12 protein-coding genes and 1 pseudogene are annotated in these 13,352 nt (G+C 70.0%); 8 read left to right on the top strand and 5 right to left on the bottom strand.

The genetic code is table 11. The features are described from left to right. The first annotated feature begins 216 nt into the window (after positions 1-216). From IE263_RS46185 to IE263_RS46165, 4 genes and pseudogenes are all read left to right on the top strand, one after another. Entirely contained in the window at positions 217-1,290 is a 1,074-nt protein-coding gene (locus IE263_RS46185; protein WP_189944160.1) for an MFS transporter, read from the top strand. Between the two features lie 245 nt (positions 1,291-1,535). Beyond that, positions 1,536-1,861 (top strand): annotated as a pseudogene (locus IE263_RS46180) (transposase); the annotation flags it as partial. A gap of 388 nt (positions 1,862-2,249) precedes the next feature. Continuing rightward, complete coding sequence (locus IE263_RS49280; protein WP_229911540.1) at positions 2,250-2,504, top strand: hypothetical protein; 255 nt, start codon at positions 2,250-2,252, stop codon at positions 2,502-2,504. A gap of 194 nt (positions 2,505-2,698) precedes the next feature. Next, positions 2,699-3,541: a phosphotransferase gene (locus tag IE263_RS46165; RefSeq protein ID WP_189944159.1), complete on the top strand. Its 843-nt coding sequence runs from the start codon at positions 2,699-2,701 to the stop codon at positions 3,539-3,541. Between the two features lie 173 nt (positions 3,542-3,714). Here IE263_RS46165 and IE263_RS46160 read toward each other — a convergent pair whose 3' ends face one another. Continuing rightward, positions 3,715-4,263 (bottom strand): GNAT family N-acetyltransferase, encoded by a 549-nt coding sequence (locus tag IE263_RS46160; RefSeq protein WP_189944158.1) that lies wholly within the window; start codon positions 4,261-4,263, stop codon positions 3,715-3,717. A gap of 388 nt (positions 4,264-4,651) precedes the next feature. Between IE263_RS46160 and IE263_RS46155 the strand changes: the two genes are divergently transcribed. Beyond that, the gene (locus IE263_RS46155; protein WP_189944157.1) at positions 4,652-5,194 is read left to right on the top strand and encodes a site-specific integrase; all 543 of its coding nucleotides are present in this window, start codon (positions 4,652-4,654) and stop codon (positions 5,192-5,194) included. A gap of 545 nt (positions 5,195-5,739) precedes the next feature. Here the strand turns inward: IE263_RS46155 and IE263_RS46150 are convergent. From IE263_RS46150 to IE263_RS46140, 3 genes are all read right to left on the bottom strand, one after another. Next, entirely contained in the window at positions 5,740-6,123 is a 384-nt protein-coding gene (locus IE263_RS46150; protein ID WP_189944156.1) for a GntR family transcriptional regulator, read from the bottom strand. Then, positions 6,116-6,874, bottom strand: coding sequence for a hypothetical protein (locus IE263_RS46145; RefSeq protein WP_189944155.1), 759 nt, complete (start codon positions 6,872-6,874; stop codon positions 6,116-6,118). The genes IE263_RS46150 and IE263_RS46145 overlap by 8 nt, the downstream gene beginning before the upstream one ends. Positions 6,875-7,598: 724 nt before the next feature. Then, positions 7,599-8,051: an Lrp/AsnC family transcriptional regulator gene (locus tag IE263_RS46140; RefSeq protein WP_189944154.1), complete on the bottom strand. Its 453-nt coding sequence runs from the start codon at positions 8,049-8,051 to the stop codon at positions 7,599-7,601. A gap of 148 nt (positions 8,052-8,199) precedes the next feature. On the opposite strand from IE263_RS46140, the gene IE263_RS46135 reads away from it, so the two are divergent. Both IE263_RS46135 and IE263_RS49275 read left to right on the top strand, forming a co-directional pair. Continuing rightward, positions 8,200-9,225: a DMT family transporter gene (locus IE263_RS46135; RefSeq protein ID WP_268256147.1), complete on the top strand. Its 1,026-nt coding sequence runs from the start codon at positions 8,200-8,202 to the stop codon at positions 9,223-9,225. Positions 9,226-9,473: 248 nt separating this feature from the next. Next, complete coding sequence (locus IE263_RS49275) at positions 9,474-9,752, top strand: hypothetical protein (protein WP_229911539.1); 279 nt, start codon at positions 9,474-9,476, stop codon at positions 9,750-9,752. A 45-nt stretch (positions 9,753-9,797) separates the two neighbouring features. On the opposite strand, the gene IE263_RS46125 is transcribed toward IE263_RS49275, so the two are convergent. Then, entirely contained in the window at positions 9,798-10,148 is a 351-nt protein-coding gene (locus IE263_RS46125) for a hypothetical protein (protein ID WP_189944153.1), read from the bottom strand. 73 nt (positions 10,149-10,221) lie between these two features. Here IE263_RS46125 and IE263_RS46120 point away from each other — a divergent pair. Beyond that, a partial coding sequence (locus tag IE263_RS46120) for an ATP-binding protein (RefSeq protein ID WP_189944152.1) occupies positions 10,222-13,352 on the top strand: 3,131 nt, incomplete at its 3' end.

Here is a 13,352-nt window from a genome sequence, read left to right as displayed (position 1 = left end):
CAACCTAGGAGAGATCGTGAACCGTCTCAAAGGGGTTTGGCTGACGCCGCACCCGCTTGGCGTGAACCAGCCATCTTCTTGTTGCGAACCTGCCATCGCGGCTGGCGGGTGTTCCGGCGCACCTACGCTCAGTTCCATCCGCGTGATCCACGCAGGTGTGCCACGGCGCCGGGCCGATCGTGGCTCGACCAAGAGCGGGCCGGGATGGAGCTGACAATGACCGGTACCCATCCGGACCGAGCCGGCGGCCGGGACCCGGGAATCATCGCGGTACTCGGTGCGTTCGTTCTCAACGGCGCGCTGCTTGGCTCGTGGGCCCCTCGGGTGCCGGCGCTGGCCGCGCAGATCGGTGCGGACGAGGGTGCGCTGGGGCTGTCCCTGCTCGGTGCCAGCGTAGGTATGATCGCCGCTTCGAGTCTCGCCGGTCGGCTGTGCGCGGCGTTCGGCGCTCGCGTCGTGATGACGGTGTCCGGCGTTGCCGGGGCCGCAATGCTTCCGGCTCTGGGACTGGCGAGGTCGCCCGCGACGCTCGGCCTGCTGCTGATCGTACTCGGCGGAATGGTCGTCGTGATGGACGTGGCGATGAACGTGTCCGGCGTGACAGCGATCCGGCGGACTGGCCGGGCGATCATGCCGCTGTTCCACGCGGTCTTCAGTTTCGGCACGCTGGCCGGTTCGGTCGGCGCTGCGGTCGCGGCCGGACAAGGGTTGGCACCGAGCCGTCATTTTGTCATCGTCGCGGTGATCTGCGGCGTCGTCACCGTCGGCATCGCCCGCTGGATTTCCGTCGAGGAACTACTGAGGGTGCCCGCAGAGAGAGGGCGCGCCGGGCGGGCACCGTTCAGACGACCGGCGCTGTGGCTGCTCGGCGGCATGGCACTGTGTGCCTCGACAGCCGAAGGAGCGACCGCGGACTGGTCGACGCTGTTCGGTATCCAGGAGCGCGGTCTCAGCGAAGCCACCGGCGCCCTGATCTACTCGTGCTTCTCGATCACCATGGCATGCACCCGCTTGTGCGGTGAGGCGATTCAGCGTCGTTGGGGCGCACCGCGGATGCTCATCGACTGTGCGGCGATCGGTGGGCTGGGGCTGGTCACCGCGGTCATGGCGCCGTCGCCGGCGTTCACCTTCGCCGGCTTCGCTGTCGAGCGACGACAACGCAGGGAGGCCGTCCGGGAGGAGCGGCGCCGTCGCCGCGAGGCGGCGGTCACCCGCCGGCCTGCGCCGCCGCCACTGCTGGGCGACCGACGACTCACCCGCGAATCCACCCCGACCTGGCGCGACACCTGAACCTCGAACCAAACACTTCTGCCGGGACAAAACGCTCTTTCAGAGGGCGTTCGGTTGTTATATGGGTAGTCGGCTGGGGTGTGACAGTTGTGCTCGGATGAGCCCTCAGCGACGAGCGAATCGGATGGCGATTCGCGAAGGACCGTTTCGATCCTTTCGCTCCTGTCTGATCCCAAAGCGCCCCCGCTCACCCCCCCTTTTTTTGCGCCCTGTGGCTGGGTGGCAGCCGGCGGTACTACCGAAACATGCGCCAACGACAGCGGCCATATCCGAGCGACCTGTCCGATGCCGATGGGAACTGCTGGCGCCCACTTTGTTGGCCTGGCGGGTCGAGCGGAGAGGGAAGGGCCCGGACATCGGGCGGCCACCGGAGCATGACCTGCGCCGGATCATGGACGCGATCCTCTACGTCGACCGCACGGGGATCCCCTGGCGATATCTGCCGCACGAATTCGCGCCGTGGGAGACGGTCTACGGGCACTTCGCCGCCTGGCAGAAAGACGGCGTGTTCGACCAGCTCAACGGCCTCCTCCGCCGGCTCGTGGGAGAGGCGGAAGGTCGGGACGCCGAGCTTTTACGCTACGAACGGCACCACGGCTCAGACAGCACCATCGAAGAGCGCCCGTGGATCATGCACTGGTACACCCGGGACCACTTCGAGAAGCTGGCCACGACCGCCGGCCTGGCCGTGACCGCGGTCACCGGTCCACACGGCAAGCCAGCCTCTCCTGATGCCACCGACCTGCTGCACTTCCGACTCCAAACCGCCTGACCGCCTCGCCTCTGAGAAGGCCCGGGATCACCCTCCGCGACCGCTCCCCAAGATCTGTGCCAGAACCCAAAAGTCACTGACATTGATCTTGCCCGACGCCGCGGACCGACTCCCCAAGCCGCCTCGGAATGACTCCTTTGAAAGGAACACAGCCACCGAGGACATTGTCAAGCACTACCAGGAGTTCTTGAACAACCGTCGAGCCCTGCGTCCCGAGGGCGAGTACGTCGACGTCACACCCGAGGAGTGGGCGGAGTTCGAGGAGCACTTCGACAAGCGCAAGGTCGAACTCGGCAACTGTGCTCGCCTCTACGGATCACCCTGCCAGCACGAGCACGCCTGCATTCGATGCCCCATGCTCCAGGTCAGCCCAAAGATGTTGCCCAGGCTTGCCGAGTTGGAGAAGGATCTCTTGCTGAGGCGCAAGAGGGCCCAGGAGTAGCTTTGGCTCGGCGAAATCGAAGGAATCGACATGACACTCGCCTTCCTCCGGCCCAAGCAGGCAGATGCCGCGCGACTCACACGCCGGGTCCCCGTCGACCTGGGAATCCCACGGCCATGTCACTAGGAGAACCGTAACCAAACCGCTCAGTTGCCCCCAGACGCGTATGTGTACTCACAATAAGGGAGGACAGCGTGGAGCCACTGGAACTCCGTCGCGCAGTTGAGGCAGGACTGGCGACGGCTTCGGAGCTGGGCCTTCAGGTCGACGATGTGGTCGTCATCCACAACTCGGACCGCGTTGCGCTGCGCCTGGTCCCTTGCGATGTTCTGGCTCGGGTCGCGCCTTCGGGGCATCTGGCTGATTCCGAGTTCGAAGTAGAGGTTGCTCACCATCTCGCCGACGTCGACGCTCCGGTGGCTGAGCTCGACCCTCGGGTCGCCCCTCGAGTCTATGTGCGTGATGCCTTCGCCATCTCGCTCTGGACCTACTACGAACCTGTGGGATCAGAGATCGCGCCGGCCGACTACGCAGACGCGTTCATACGGCACCATGCCGCCCTGCGCCAGATCGATCTGGACGCACCACATTTCACCGATCGAGTCACCGTGGCACTGAGGGAGGTGAATGACCGGGAGCGGTCCCCCGACCTGCCCGATTCTGACCGGGAGTTCCTCAGCGACACACTCAGTGGTCTGAGCGCCGCGATCAGCATCGACAAAGGCGGCGACCAGCTGTTGCACGGCGAGCCGCATCCGGGCAACCTCCTCAGCACAAGGAAAGGGCCGCTTTTCGTAGACCTCGCCACCTGCTGCCGTGGGCCGATCGAGTTCGACCTCGCCCATTCGCCCGAAGAAGTGGGAAAGCACTATGCGGGGGCTGACCACGACCTGATTCACCGGTGCCGCGCCCTGAATTGGGCGATGTTCTCGGCCTGGCGCTGGCGCCGAGACGACCAAATGCCTGACCGGGACCACTGGAGAGTGGAGGGGCTCAATCGGGTTCGTGCTGCACTTGATCGCTGCGGACTGGGCTGAACTCGAGACAGAGGGGCTGCTGGGCCGGTCCCGATCCGCTGCGCCGTATGCGGAATCCCGACACGGTGCGGCGGTCGAACTCGGCCAGCCTCAGAGGGCATCCATCCTCTCGCCCCGTGCCCACAGCAGCGACCCTGACACGGCGTCACATGATCGGCCGGACAGGTCCTAGCTCAACCAGACGGCGTGACCGAAGACCACACGCCGAACCACTGCTCGGCGCCGTACTCCTCGAACCGCTCCACCTCGGTGAACCCCAGCTTGGCCGCGAGGCGCATCGAGCGGTCGTTGGCGGTCTGAGTGCAGAGCACCACCGGCTCGCTGGGGAGAGCGTCGGCAAACCAGTTGAGTGCCGCTGCGCACGCCTCGGCAGCGTACCCGCATCCCCACGCTTCTGGCAGGAACATGTAGCCGAGTTCGGCCTCTCCGGCATCCGGACGGACGTGACCCGGACGCTCTGCGTCGCGCCGATCGAGTGTGATCGTGCCGATCATCGCTCCGTCGAGATCGATCACGAAAAGGCCAGGACGCCGCCCGGGTACCTCAGGCATCGCACGTTCGAGCTCATCACGCGGTCGAGGGCCACCGAGGAAGGTGCGCACCTCTGGCGATCCGAACAGCTCGATAAACGCCGCACGGTCACGGGCCTCGGACTCCCGGAGCACGAGCCGTTCGGTCCGTATCGGGGCAGGTGGCCAGGCGACGGGTCCTAACTCAGTCATGGCGGGCAACCTATCGCACGCCCGTGAGAGTGATCCGAAAGGGAAGGCCTGGCGGATGCCTTGACGTGGTGCAGAGAAGCAGCATCCGGTTCAAGGGCTGGGTCCTCGACCACTGGGCGGCTGCAGAGTTCGGCACCACGTCCTACCGCCGCGTCATCGGCTACCACTACGACGAGATGCGCCGCGCCGAGAAGACCAGCAAGATCCAGTGCGAGCACAACACCAAGGCCGGGCGCACTATCTGCGAGCCGCACTACCCGCTGATCCTGGCCCGCATGGACCGGGCCGCCGTCGAGGCCTACGTCTACGAACAGCTCGGCGAGAAGATCAAAAAGTCCTACTGCTCACAGTGCCTTATGTGGAATCGAACGGGGCTAGCTTTCAGTTCATGGCCCCGATCCCGTGGGGCAAGTTCCCCACTGTTGCAGAGCACCAACTGGCTCGCCAGCGGCTGCAGTTCATGGCGAATATCGGTCGAGCATCCAACACGATCGACGCGTACGGGCGGGCGGTCCAAGACCACCTGCGCTTCTGTGCGGCCGAGGGTACGGACCCTCTGCTGGCCCGGGCCGACACGGTCGCATTCTGGATCAAAAGCATGCTGGACCGGCCCATCCGTCGGCCATCGAGGGCACCCTGGCGGGCCGGAACGGGGTTGGCGAATGCGACGATCCAGCAGCGGCTGGTGGCCGTTCGGTCGTTCTACGAGTACCTGGTGGAAGACGGTCTGCGTGAGCAGAACCCGGTCCGCCGAGGCCAGTTGGGCCGTGGTGGCCGCAGGCCACTTCGCCGAGTCGAGCAGGCGCCCTGGGTCGCAGCCGACATCGACGTCGCCCGGGACAGCGCGGCCGGCGGCGCCACCTTGCACGCGGGCACCGTGCCCGCCCCGACCTCTCCCCCGCCGACGTCGTCCCGGGCCGCCGCTGACTGACGGCGGCCCGGGCGCGGCTCCGTCGTGGCGCGAGGAACCCAGCGGGCGCCCAAAGCCCCAGGGCGCCCACGTCCCGCCCGCTAGGTCACTGCCACGCGGAGCAGCCCGGCCCGGACCGCGCCGGCGGCCGGGCGCGGCTCGCGCATGCGCGCCGCGACGAGTGCCGGCCCGCCGAGGGGGCGGGCCGCACGAGCCGCGGCCGCGGTGGACGACGTGGCCCCGCATCGAGAACGACACAGTCCGCACGCCGGACAGTGAACTCACCACCCTGGCCGTAGTGTTGAAGGACGCGCCGACGGTCAGGCCGCCAAGGACACGATCGACGACCTGCGCGACGCAGTGAACCCGATGGGCGCTGAACAGGGCGGCCGCGAAGGCGCAGCAGCGTGCCGGGAGCCGGCCGAAGTGCGCGAGCTGCCGGACGAACGTTCTGACGTGGCCCTTGATCCCGTGCATGGTGAGGGAGAGGGGACTGGAGGGGTGGCGGTTGCGGTTCCCGCAGTCTCCGCAGCACGGACACGAAAGCCCACTCCGGCCCCGCGCCCCTACGCCTGCCGCTCCAGCGCCTCCCGTACGGCGGTCAGGATGGCCTCGGTGCCGGCGCCGAGGGCACGGGCGGCGGAGGAGAAGTCCCGGGCCAGGGTGGCCAGTTGGCCGGGATCGAAGCGAACCGGCTCCGCGGGGAGGGCGGCAACCCGGGTGCCGGCACCGCGGCGGGTGCGGATCAGCTCGGCGGCCTCCAGCTCGCGGTAGGCGCGGGCCACGGTGCCAGGTGCCAGGCCGAGGTCGGCGGCGAGCTGGCGGACGGTCGGCAGGCGTTCGCCCTCGGTCAGCCGGCCGGTGAGGATCAGCGCGGCGAGCTGGGCGCGGATCTGCTCGTACGGCGGGGCCTGGCTGGTCGTGTCGACTCGGACGGCGGGGTCATTCATGGTCCACGGCCCGGGGAACGACGATGGTGAGCAGGCACCAGCCCACGGTGAACAGGCTCAGCAGGCCCAGCGGGTAGATCACCAGGGCGGTGATATTGCCCAGCATTCCGGCGCACTTCGAGTAGAACAGCACTCTGCCGATCATGCCCAGGACGAGCAGCAGCTGGCTGGAGACCAGCAGTCCCCAGGCCGCGGTGATCGCCCAACTGCGGTCGTGGCGCTGCTGGTTCTCGCCGGGACGGTGGGCGATGCGGCGCAGGGCCCAGAAACAGGCGGTGCTGCCGAGGGTGAGGGAGACGAGGACGGGGGTGGCGTAGTAGAGGCCGGGCCAGGGGCCGAGGTGCCGGGTGAAACCGACGGCGCAGGTGACGGCGAGGGCCCGGCCGGTCCGGCCCGCGCCGTCGGGATCGGCCACGGCGACGCCGATGGCCAGCAGGACGGCCAGACAGGCCGTCTGGAAGACGAGCAGCGGGGCCATCCGCGGCGGTACGTGGTCGCGGACCCGGCGCGGGGCGAGACCGGCGGTGCGGACCGCTTCCTGCGGGGCGGGGGTGAGCGAGTCGCCGAGCAGCACCCCGCCCACTGCGCACAGCCCGAAGGCGGTGACGGCCGAGACGAAGGGCATGGACATGTCCTCGCTGTCCATGGTGGCCAACGCCTGGGCGACCACGGCACCCAGGGCCAGTCCGGCCCAGCGGGCGCAGAGGTCGGCACGGGCCAGGAGTCTGTCGGGCGGGACGGTGTCAAGCATGGGGCCCCCAGGTCGATACTTGTATCAAGTGGTGGGTACAAGATGCCGGTGGGCGGGTTCTTGTGTCAAACACTTGGTACAAGAGTCCCGAGGCAAGCGGCTGGTGCAAGCGGCTGAGCGGCTTGACGCAAGGGGCTGATATGCAAGGGGCTTGATGCAAGGAGCTTTGCAAGGGGCTGATGAAGCGGCTGGACAGCGCCTACGAGCCGTCTGCGAAAGGCTGGTTTGAAGTGAGCGGTGGTTACGTGCCGCGGCTCCGGGCGAGGCGCACCGAGTTCGACCACATGGTGCGACCGGATGGATCAAGGCCGCGTCCCCCGCTGGGTGCAACCGTCCAACCGACGGTTCAGCCCTCTGTCGGTGCAACCCTCTCCCTGAACAGGGCGGGGTGCGGCAGGCGCGGCGCGGGCCAGGCCGGATCCCACCGCCAGCCGGCCTATGCGTCGGCGTCCACGGCCCGGGAGCGGACCCGCGAGGCCTTCCTCGGACTCGGCTGGGATGTGCTGCCCAGTGAGACCAACTTCCTGTGGCTGCCGACGGGCGATGCCTCGGGGTCGGTGGCTCAGGAGGGGGAGCGGCGCGGTCTGCCGGTCCGGGCCTTCCCGGGCAGCGGCCTGCGGGTGACCGTGGGCAGCCCCGAGGCGAACGACCTGTTGACTCGCGGCGGCCGAGGAGACCGCACCACCGGCCCGGTGACCCACCGCGAGCGGGGTCCGCGCCGGTGTCACGCCGGACCGATGACCTTCTTGCGCATGTGGCCGAAGACCACCGACGTCCGTACGTCGGCGAGTTCCGGGCGTTTCGTCAGCTTGTCCAGGACCACTGCGTGCAGATGATCGGTGTCCCGGACCGCGACGTGCACGAGGAAGTCGTCGTTCCCGGTGAGGACGAAGATCGAGACGACCTCTGGCATCCCCTCCAGGAAGGTCTGGAAGGCCTCGATCACCGCACGTGTCGGCGGGCGGACCCGTACGGCGATCACCGCCTGCAGCCCGCGGCCGATCGCCGCGAGGTCTGCCTCCGCGTGAAATCCCGTCAGGATGCCGCTCCTGCGCAGCGACCGGATGCGCTCCAGACACGTGGACGGGGCGATACCGAGTTCCTGGGCCATGTCCCGGTTGGTGCGCCGACCGTCCTCCTGGAGCATCCGCACCAACGCCGAATCTAGTTCGTCCATGCTTGCCTCACCCCGCCGGATTCCGAAGGTAATTCGGACTCATCGCATCACCTTCGACGATCTTGTTAGCCTCCAGCCTAATTGACTGACGTTCGTTCGGTCATCGTGTGGTCGGCGGGCAACGGGTAGTGGAGAGGGGCGACTTGCTGTGCGTGAAAGAGGACCCACCGTGTGGGCGGTCTGTGCGGTCATGGCGGCCGCGCTGTTCTGGAGCAGTTCGTACGCGGTGACCAAGCAGGTGCTGGAGGACGTCGGCCCGCTCAGTATCGGCGCCATCAGGTTCACCCTCGCGGCGTTACTCCTGGGCGTGATGGTACGGCTGAGCCGGCACCGCCCGGCCCGGCCGGACCCGCGGCAGCGGCGGCAGCTCTACCTGAGCGGGGTCCTCGGCATCACCGTGTACTTCATCCTGGAGAACGTCGGCGTCGACCTGTCCACGGCATCCGACGCGTCGCTGATCGTGGCCACGTACCCACTGATGACGATGCTGGTGGAACTGGTCGTCTTCCGCACCCGGATGCCGCTGCTGAGGGTGACGGGCGTGCTGCTGGCCACCGTCGGCGCCTTCCTCGTCGTACGCAACGGGGCGGAGGTCGGCGGCAGTTCGCGCTGGCTGGGGGACATCCTGCTGCTGCTCGGCGGGCTGGCCTGGGCCGGCTACAACGTGCTCGGCAAGCGCGCGAGCGCCGGCCAGGACGCCGCGAGCGTCACCTACTACCAGACCCTGGCGGGCGCGGCCGGCTTCCTGCTCGCGTCCCTGCTGGAGGCCGACGACTGGCAGCTGCCGGGCGCGACCGCCTCATCACTGCTGGTCTACCTGGCCGTTGCGTGCTCGGTCGGCGGCTTCCTGCTCTACAACTACGGCCTGCACAGGATGTCGTCGAGCGTCGCGGTCAACATCCTCAACCTGGTCCCGGTCTTCGGCGTCCTCGGCGCCGTGGTGATCAACGGGGAGTCGATCCGGCTCGCCCAGGTAACGGGCGGCGTGATCATCATCGTCGGGGTGGCGCTGGGCATGATCGAGCGGGGTCAGGGAGCCACGGCGAAGGACGCGGGGGGAAGCGAGCCTTCCGGGACTGCGACTGCTCGGACTGCGGCGGAGTCGGGGCCCGTGCCGGACGAGTCCGAAGCGGCTGTACCGACCGCACACGAAGTGATCGACGGGTCCCGGTAGCCGCAAGGGGGTGTCGGCGGGCTTCCTCCCCCAGGCCAGATGGCGGCGCCGTCCCGCTGCGGAGCGGGTGGTGCCGGCGCGGCCGTGGACCGCACCCGAGACCGCCGTCTTTCGCCGCGATCTCGCCGGTACCGACCGGCGTGTTCACACCGAACTGGTGGGCGAGGACCGGCGCTTGGCATCCCACACCAGGCCTACGGGCGGTGGCCCGGTTCCCCGCCTGCGGCCCGGCACCACACGCCTGACCCGTGCAGCGCGACAGTGAGCGTGCGGTCGCCTGGTCCGAGCCAGTCCGCTGCACCGCCCAGCCCGTCGCGGCCCCGCCCGGGGTCGCCCACCACCGGCTGTCGGCCGATGAGCACCGATGGACCTTTGAGGAGCTGATCCCGCCGACGGTGCTGGCAGACGTCGTGCCCCGGGACGATCCGCGCGCCGTGTACGTGATCGGACGGCCCGGGGCGGGCAAGACCGAGGCAACCCGGATGGTGCGCCGCGCCGCCAGGAGCGGTTCCACTCACGGTCGATGATCACCCGGGAGACGGCTTCGGTGACGAGGGCTCCGATGCTGTCCGTCAGCCGACCCTCGCACCGCAGTTGCTGTTCTTTCCGGTGCCACGAGGATCGCGAGCGGCGGCCTCCCTTCGGTCCCATCCTGCGGTCGAGGCCATGGAAAAAGTCTCGGCCCGCGCCCGTTCCGACGCGAAGGACGGCGTGAGTTCCTGCAGTTGCTTGCGGTTGCCGAAAGGGAGACGCGCAGTGACGGTGATGGTCTCGCCGATCACCTGCTGCGGCTGCTGGAGCTGCGCGATCCGTCCGCGCGCCGCAATGGCGTCAAGACGCTGGACTTCCGCAGTGCCGGGAGGCGGCCGGAACGGTCGGCGCGACTGCGCCCGTCGCCCGGGCGACGGGCGCGCGTTGAGCAAAGGCCGTCCGCGCAGCGGGAGTTCGGCCCGAGGCGGGAGTTCCGGCGGCCGACGCCTTGGCTAATCTGCACGGATGAGCATCGACCTGACCCTGCTGCCGCGTGTCGCCTATCGCGGACAGGAGGTCACCGCGCCCCGGCTCCGCGGCCTCCTCGCGCTGCTCGCGGGCGACTTGCGCACGGGCTGCAGCACCGAGCGGCTTGTGGAAGGGCTGTGGCCGGACGAGTTGCCGGAGCGGCCGGGAAAGGCGGTGCAGGTCATCGTGTCCAGGGCGCGGGCGCAACTGGGCGCCGACGTCCTCGCCAGCACGCCGACCGGATACCGGCTCACCCTCGCCGAGGATCAGGTCGACAGCTCCGCCCTGCTGCTGTACGCCGCCGCAAGCGCGGACCGGGCCAGGGCCGGGGACCACGCGGGATCGCTGGCTGCCGCGGAAGCCGGGCTCGCGCTGTGGGAGGGCACCCCTGACGGGGCCGGCGACACCGACGACCCCGTAGCCGCGTTGCGCACCGAGCGCGCCCCCGTCCGCCGCGCGCTCGTACGCGCGCAGGCGCTCGCGCTCGCCCGGCTGGGACGGCACGCGGAGGCGGCCGGGCCGCTGGCCGTGGCCGCCGCGGAGCATCCGCGCGACGAGGAGGTGCTCGCCGAGCTGCTGCGCGGCGAGGCTGCGACGGCGGGCCCGTCCGCCGCACTGACGCGGTACGAGGCGTACCGCCGTGAGCTGCGCGACGAGCTCGGCACGGACCCGGGCGCCGGGCTCAAGGCCGTACAGCGGGACCTGCTGCGCGGCGAGGCGCCCGTGGTCAGGCACGGCGTGCCGCACGAGCCGAACCCACTGCTGGGACGGGACGAGGACATCGCCGCGGTGGAGCGGCTGCTGCGCGCCTCCCGCGCCGTCACCGTCATCGGCCCCGGCGGCCTCGGCAAGACCCGGCTCGCGCACGCCGTCAGCCGCCGGGCTGAGCAGCGCGTGGTGCATTTCGTGCCGCTCGCCGGCGTCACCGCGGACGAGGACGTGGCCGCGGAGGTGGCCTCCGCGCTCGGCGCGGGCGAGGGGCGGCACGGCGCCATGAACGGCCACGCCCCGGCCGACCCGGTGTCCGGCATCCTCGGCGTGCTCGGCTCCGGGCCCGTCCTGCTGGTGTTGGACAACTGCGAGCAGGTCATCCAGGGCGCCGCCGACCTCGTACAGGCCCTGGTCTCGTCCTCGAAGGACCTGCGGGTGCTCGCCACCAGCCGGGCCCCGCTGGGCCTCACGTCGGAGGCGGTGTACGCGCTGCCCGAGCTCGGTCTCGACACCTCGGTCGAGCTGTTCACGCAGCGGGCCAGGGCCGCCCGGCCCGGCGTGGAGCTGCCGCCGGACGCGGTGGCCGGGCTGTGCCGCCACCTCGACGGGCTGCCGCTCGCCGTGGAGTTGGCCGCGGCGCGGGTGCGGGTCCTTTCGGTTCCGGAGATCGCCCGCCGTCTCGGCGACCGGTTCGCGCTGCTGCGCGGCGGGGCGCGGGACGTGCCAGAGCGCCACCGCACGCTGCACGCGGTCGTGGAGTGGAGCTGGAACCTCCTCGACAAGGAGGCCAGGGCCGCGCTCCGCCTGCTGTCCGTCTTCCCCGGCGGCTTCTCGGGCAAGGCGGCGGAGCAGGTGTTGGGCGAGGACGCGCTGTTCCTGCTGGAGCAGTTGGCCGATCAGTCGTTGCTCACCGTCGCCGAGACCCCGGCCGGCGTGCGGTTCCGGATGCTGGAGACCGTACGGGAGTTCAGCGCGGCCCGGCGCGCGGAGGCGGGCGAGGACGAGGAGGCCATCGGCCGGTTTCTCGCCTGGGCGCGGGGCTTCGGGGTCGCGAACCACGACTGGCTCTTCCGCTCGGAACCGCTGACCGACTTGGAGCGGATCAGGGCCGAGCAGGACAACCTCGTGCTGGCCCTGCGGCACGCCCTGGCCCGTACGGACGGCCCCTCCACCGCCGCCCTCACCGCCGTCCTCGCCGCCCTGTGGTCCATCGGCTCCAACTACCCCCGCCTCACCACCCTCGCCGCGGACACCGGCCCGCCGCTGTCGCACTACCACCCCGAGCCCGAGTACGTCGAAGTCGCCCGCTCCGCCGCGGTGTTGTGCACGACGAGCCTGTTCATGGGCTACGGCCCGGTCGCCATACGCCAGCTCATCACCCTCCGGCGGCTGCCCCCGGCCCCGCCGGACACGCTGCTGCGCGCCATCGCGGTGGTGCTGAGCGCGGTCCCCGAGATGCTGCCGCCCGACTACGAAGTGCTGCGCGAGCTCTGCGAGAGCGAGCAGCCGCTGCTCGCCGGCATCGCGGAGTGCGTCGCCACCTATGTCTGGGAGTCGGAGCACGACATCGACCGCGCGCTCGCCTCGGCTCGGCGGATCATCGCCGCACTGGCGCCGGCCGGCAACCCGTTCCTGCAGCTCATGGGCCACTCCCGGCTGAGCGAGCTGTGCTTGCAGATGGAGCGGGGCGAGGAAGCGTACGGACACCTCAAGCAGGCGCTCGAGGCGCTGCCGCGGCTCGGCGACGAGCACGACCTCATCGGCGTCCGCTGGGGCCTCGTCCTCGCCTGCCTCCAGCGGGGGGACCCCGACGAGGCCGAGTACTGGCTGCGGCAGGCGGAGGGCGCCGACACCACGAAGCAGGAGGCCTACAGCATGGACCTCCTCGGGCGCGCCGAGATCGCGCTCGCCCGCGGACTGACGGAGGTCGGGCTCGGCTTGTGGCGCAGCGCCGTGCAGCCGCTGCCCGAGGCCGACTCGATCCACGGCGGCGACCCCTTCTTCGACCGGTGGGTGCTGCAGATCCTGGCGGTGGCGGTGACGGCACACGCGCACGCCGGCCGTCTTGAGCTCGTCGAGGAGCCGGTCGACCGGCTCCGGCAGGGACTGCGGACCCTGCTCTCCGGTCCGTCCGGCTCGCCCCTGGAGCTCCCCGTGTTCGGGACGGTGGTGCACGCCCTTGGCATGGCGGGGCTCGCGTCCGGCGACGCCGGTGCCGTACGGATGATCGCGCTCGCCGAACGGCTGCGGGCGCTGCGCGATTTCCAGCCGACGATGTCGGCGGCCCGCGCGCGGAAGGCGGCCGAGGACGCCGACAGGGCGGCGTACGCCGACGCGGTGTCGGAGTACGCCGCCCTCGGGCGGGACGAGTTGCGGGAGGCGGCCCGCGCTGTCATGGCGGTTACTTCGGGTCGCGG

Source organism: Streptomyces aurantiogriseus (assembly GCF_014649375.1).
Lineage (GTDB): Bacteria > Actinomycetota > Actinomycetes > Streptomycetales > Streptomycetaceae > Streptomyces > Streptomyces aurantiogriseus.
This window is presented reverse-complemented; position numbering and strand designations above follow the sequence as displayed.

Bases quoted from the DNA above. Each gene is read 5' to 3' on its own strand.
- IE263_RS46185 (WP_189944160.1), top strand. From the start codon at position 217: ATGACCGGTACCCATCCGGACCGAGCCGGCGGCCGGGACCCGGGAATC.
- IE263_RS46160 (WP_189944158.1), bottom strand. From the start codon at position 4,263: ATGACTGAGTTAGGACCCGTCGCCTGGCCACCTGCCCCGATACGGACC.
- IE263_RS46155 (WP_189944157.1), top strand. From the start codon at position 4,652: ATGGCCCCGATCCCGTGGGGCAAGTTCCCCACTGTTGCAGAGCACCAA.
- IE263_RS46150 (WP_189944156.1), bottom strand. From the start codon at position 6,123: ATGAATGACCCCGCCGTCCGAGTCGACACGACCAGCCAGGCCCCGCCG.
- IE263_RS46145 (WP_189944155.1), bottom strand. From the start codon at position 6,874: ATGCTTGACACCGTCCCGCCCGACAGACTCCTGGCCCGTGCCGACCTC.
- IE263_RS46140 (WP_189944154.1), bottom strand. From the start codon at position 8,051: ATGGACGAACTAGATTCGGCGTTGGTGCGGATGCTCCAGGAGGACGGT.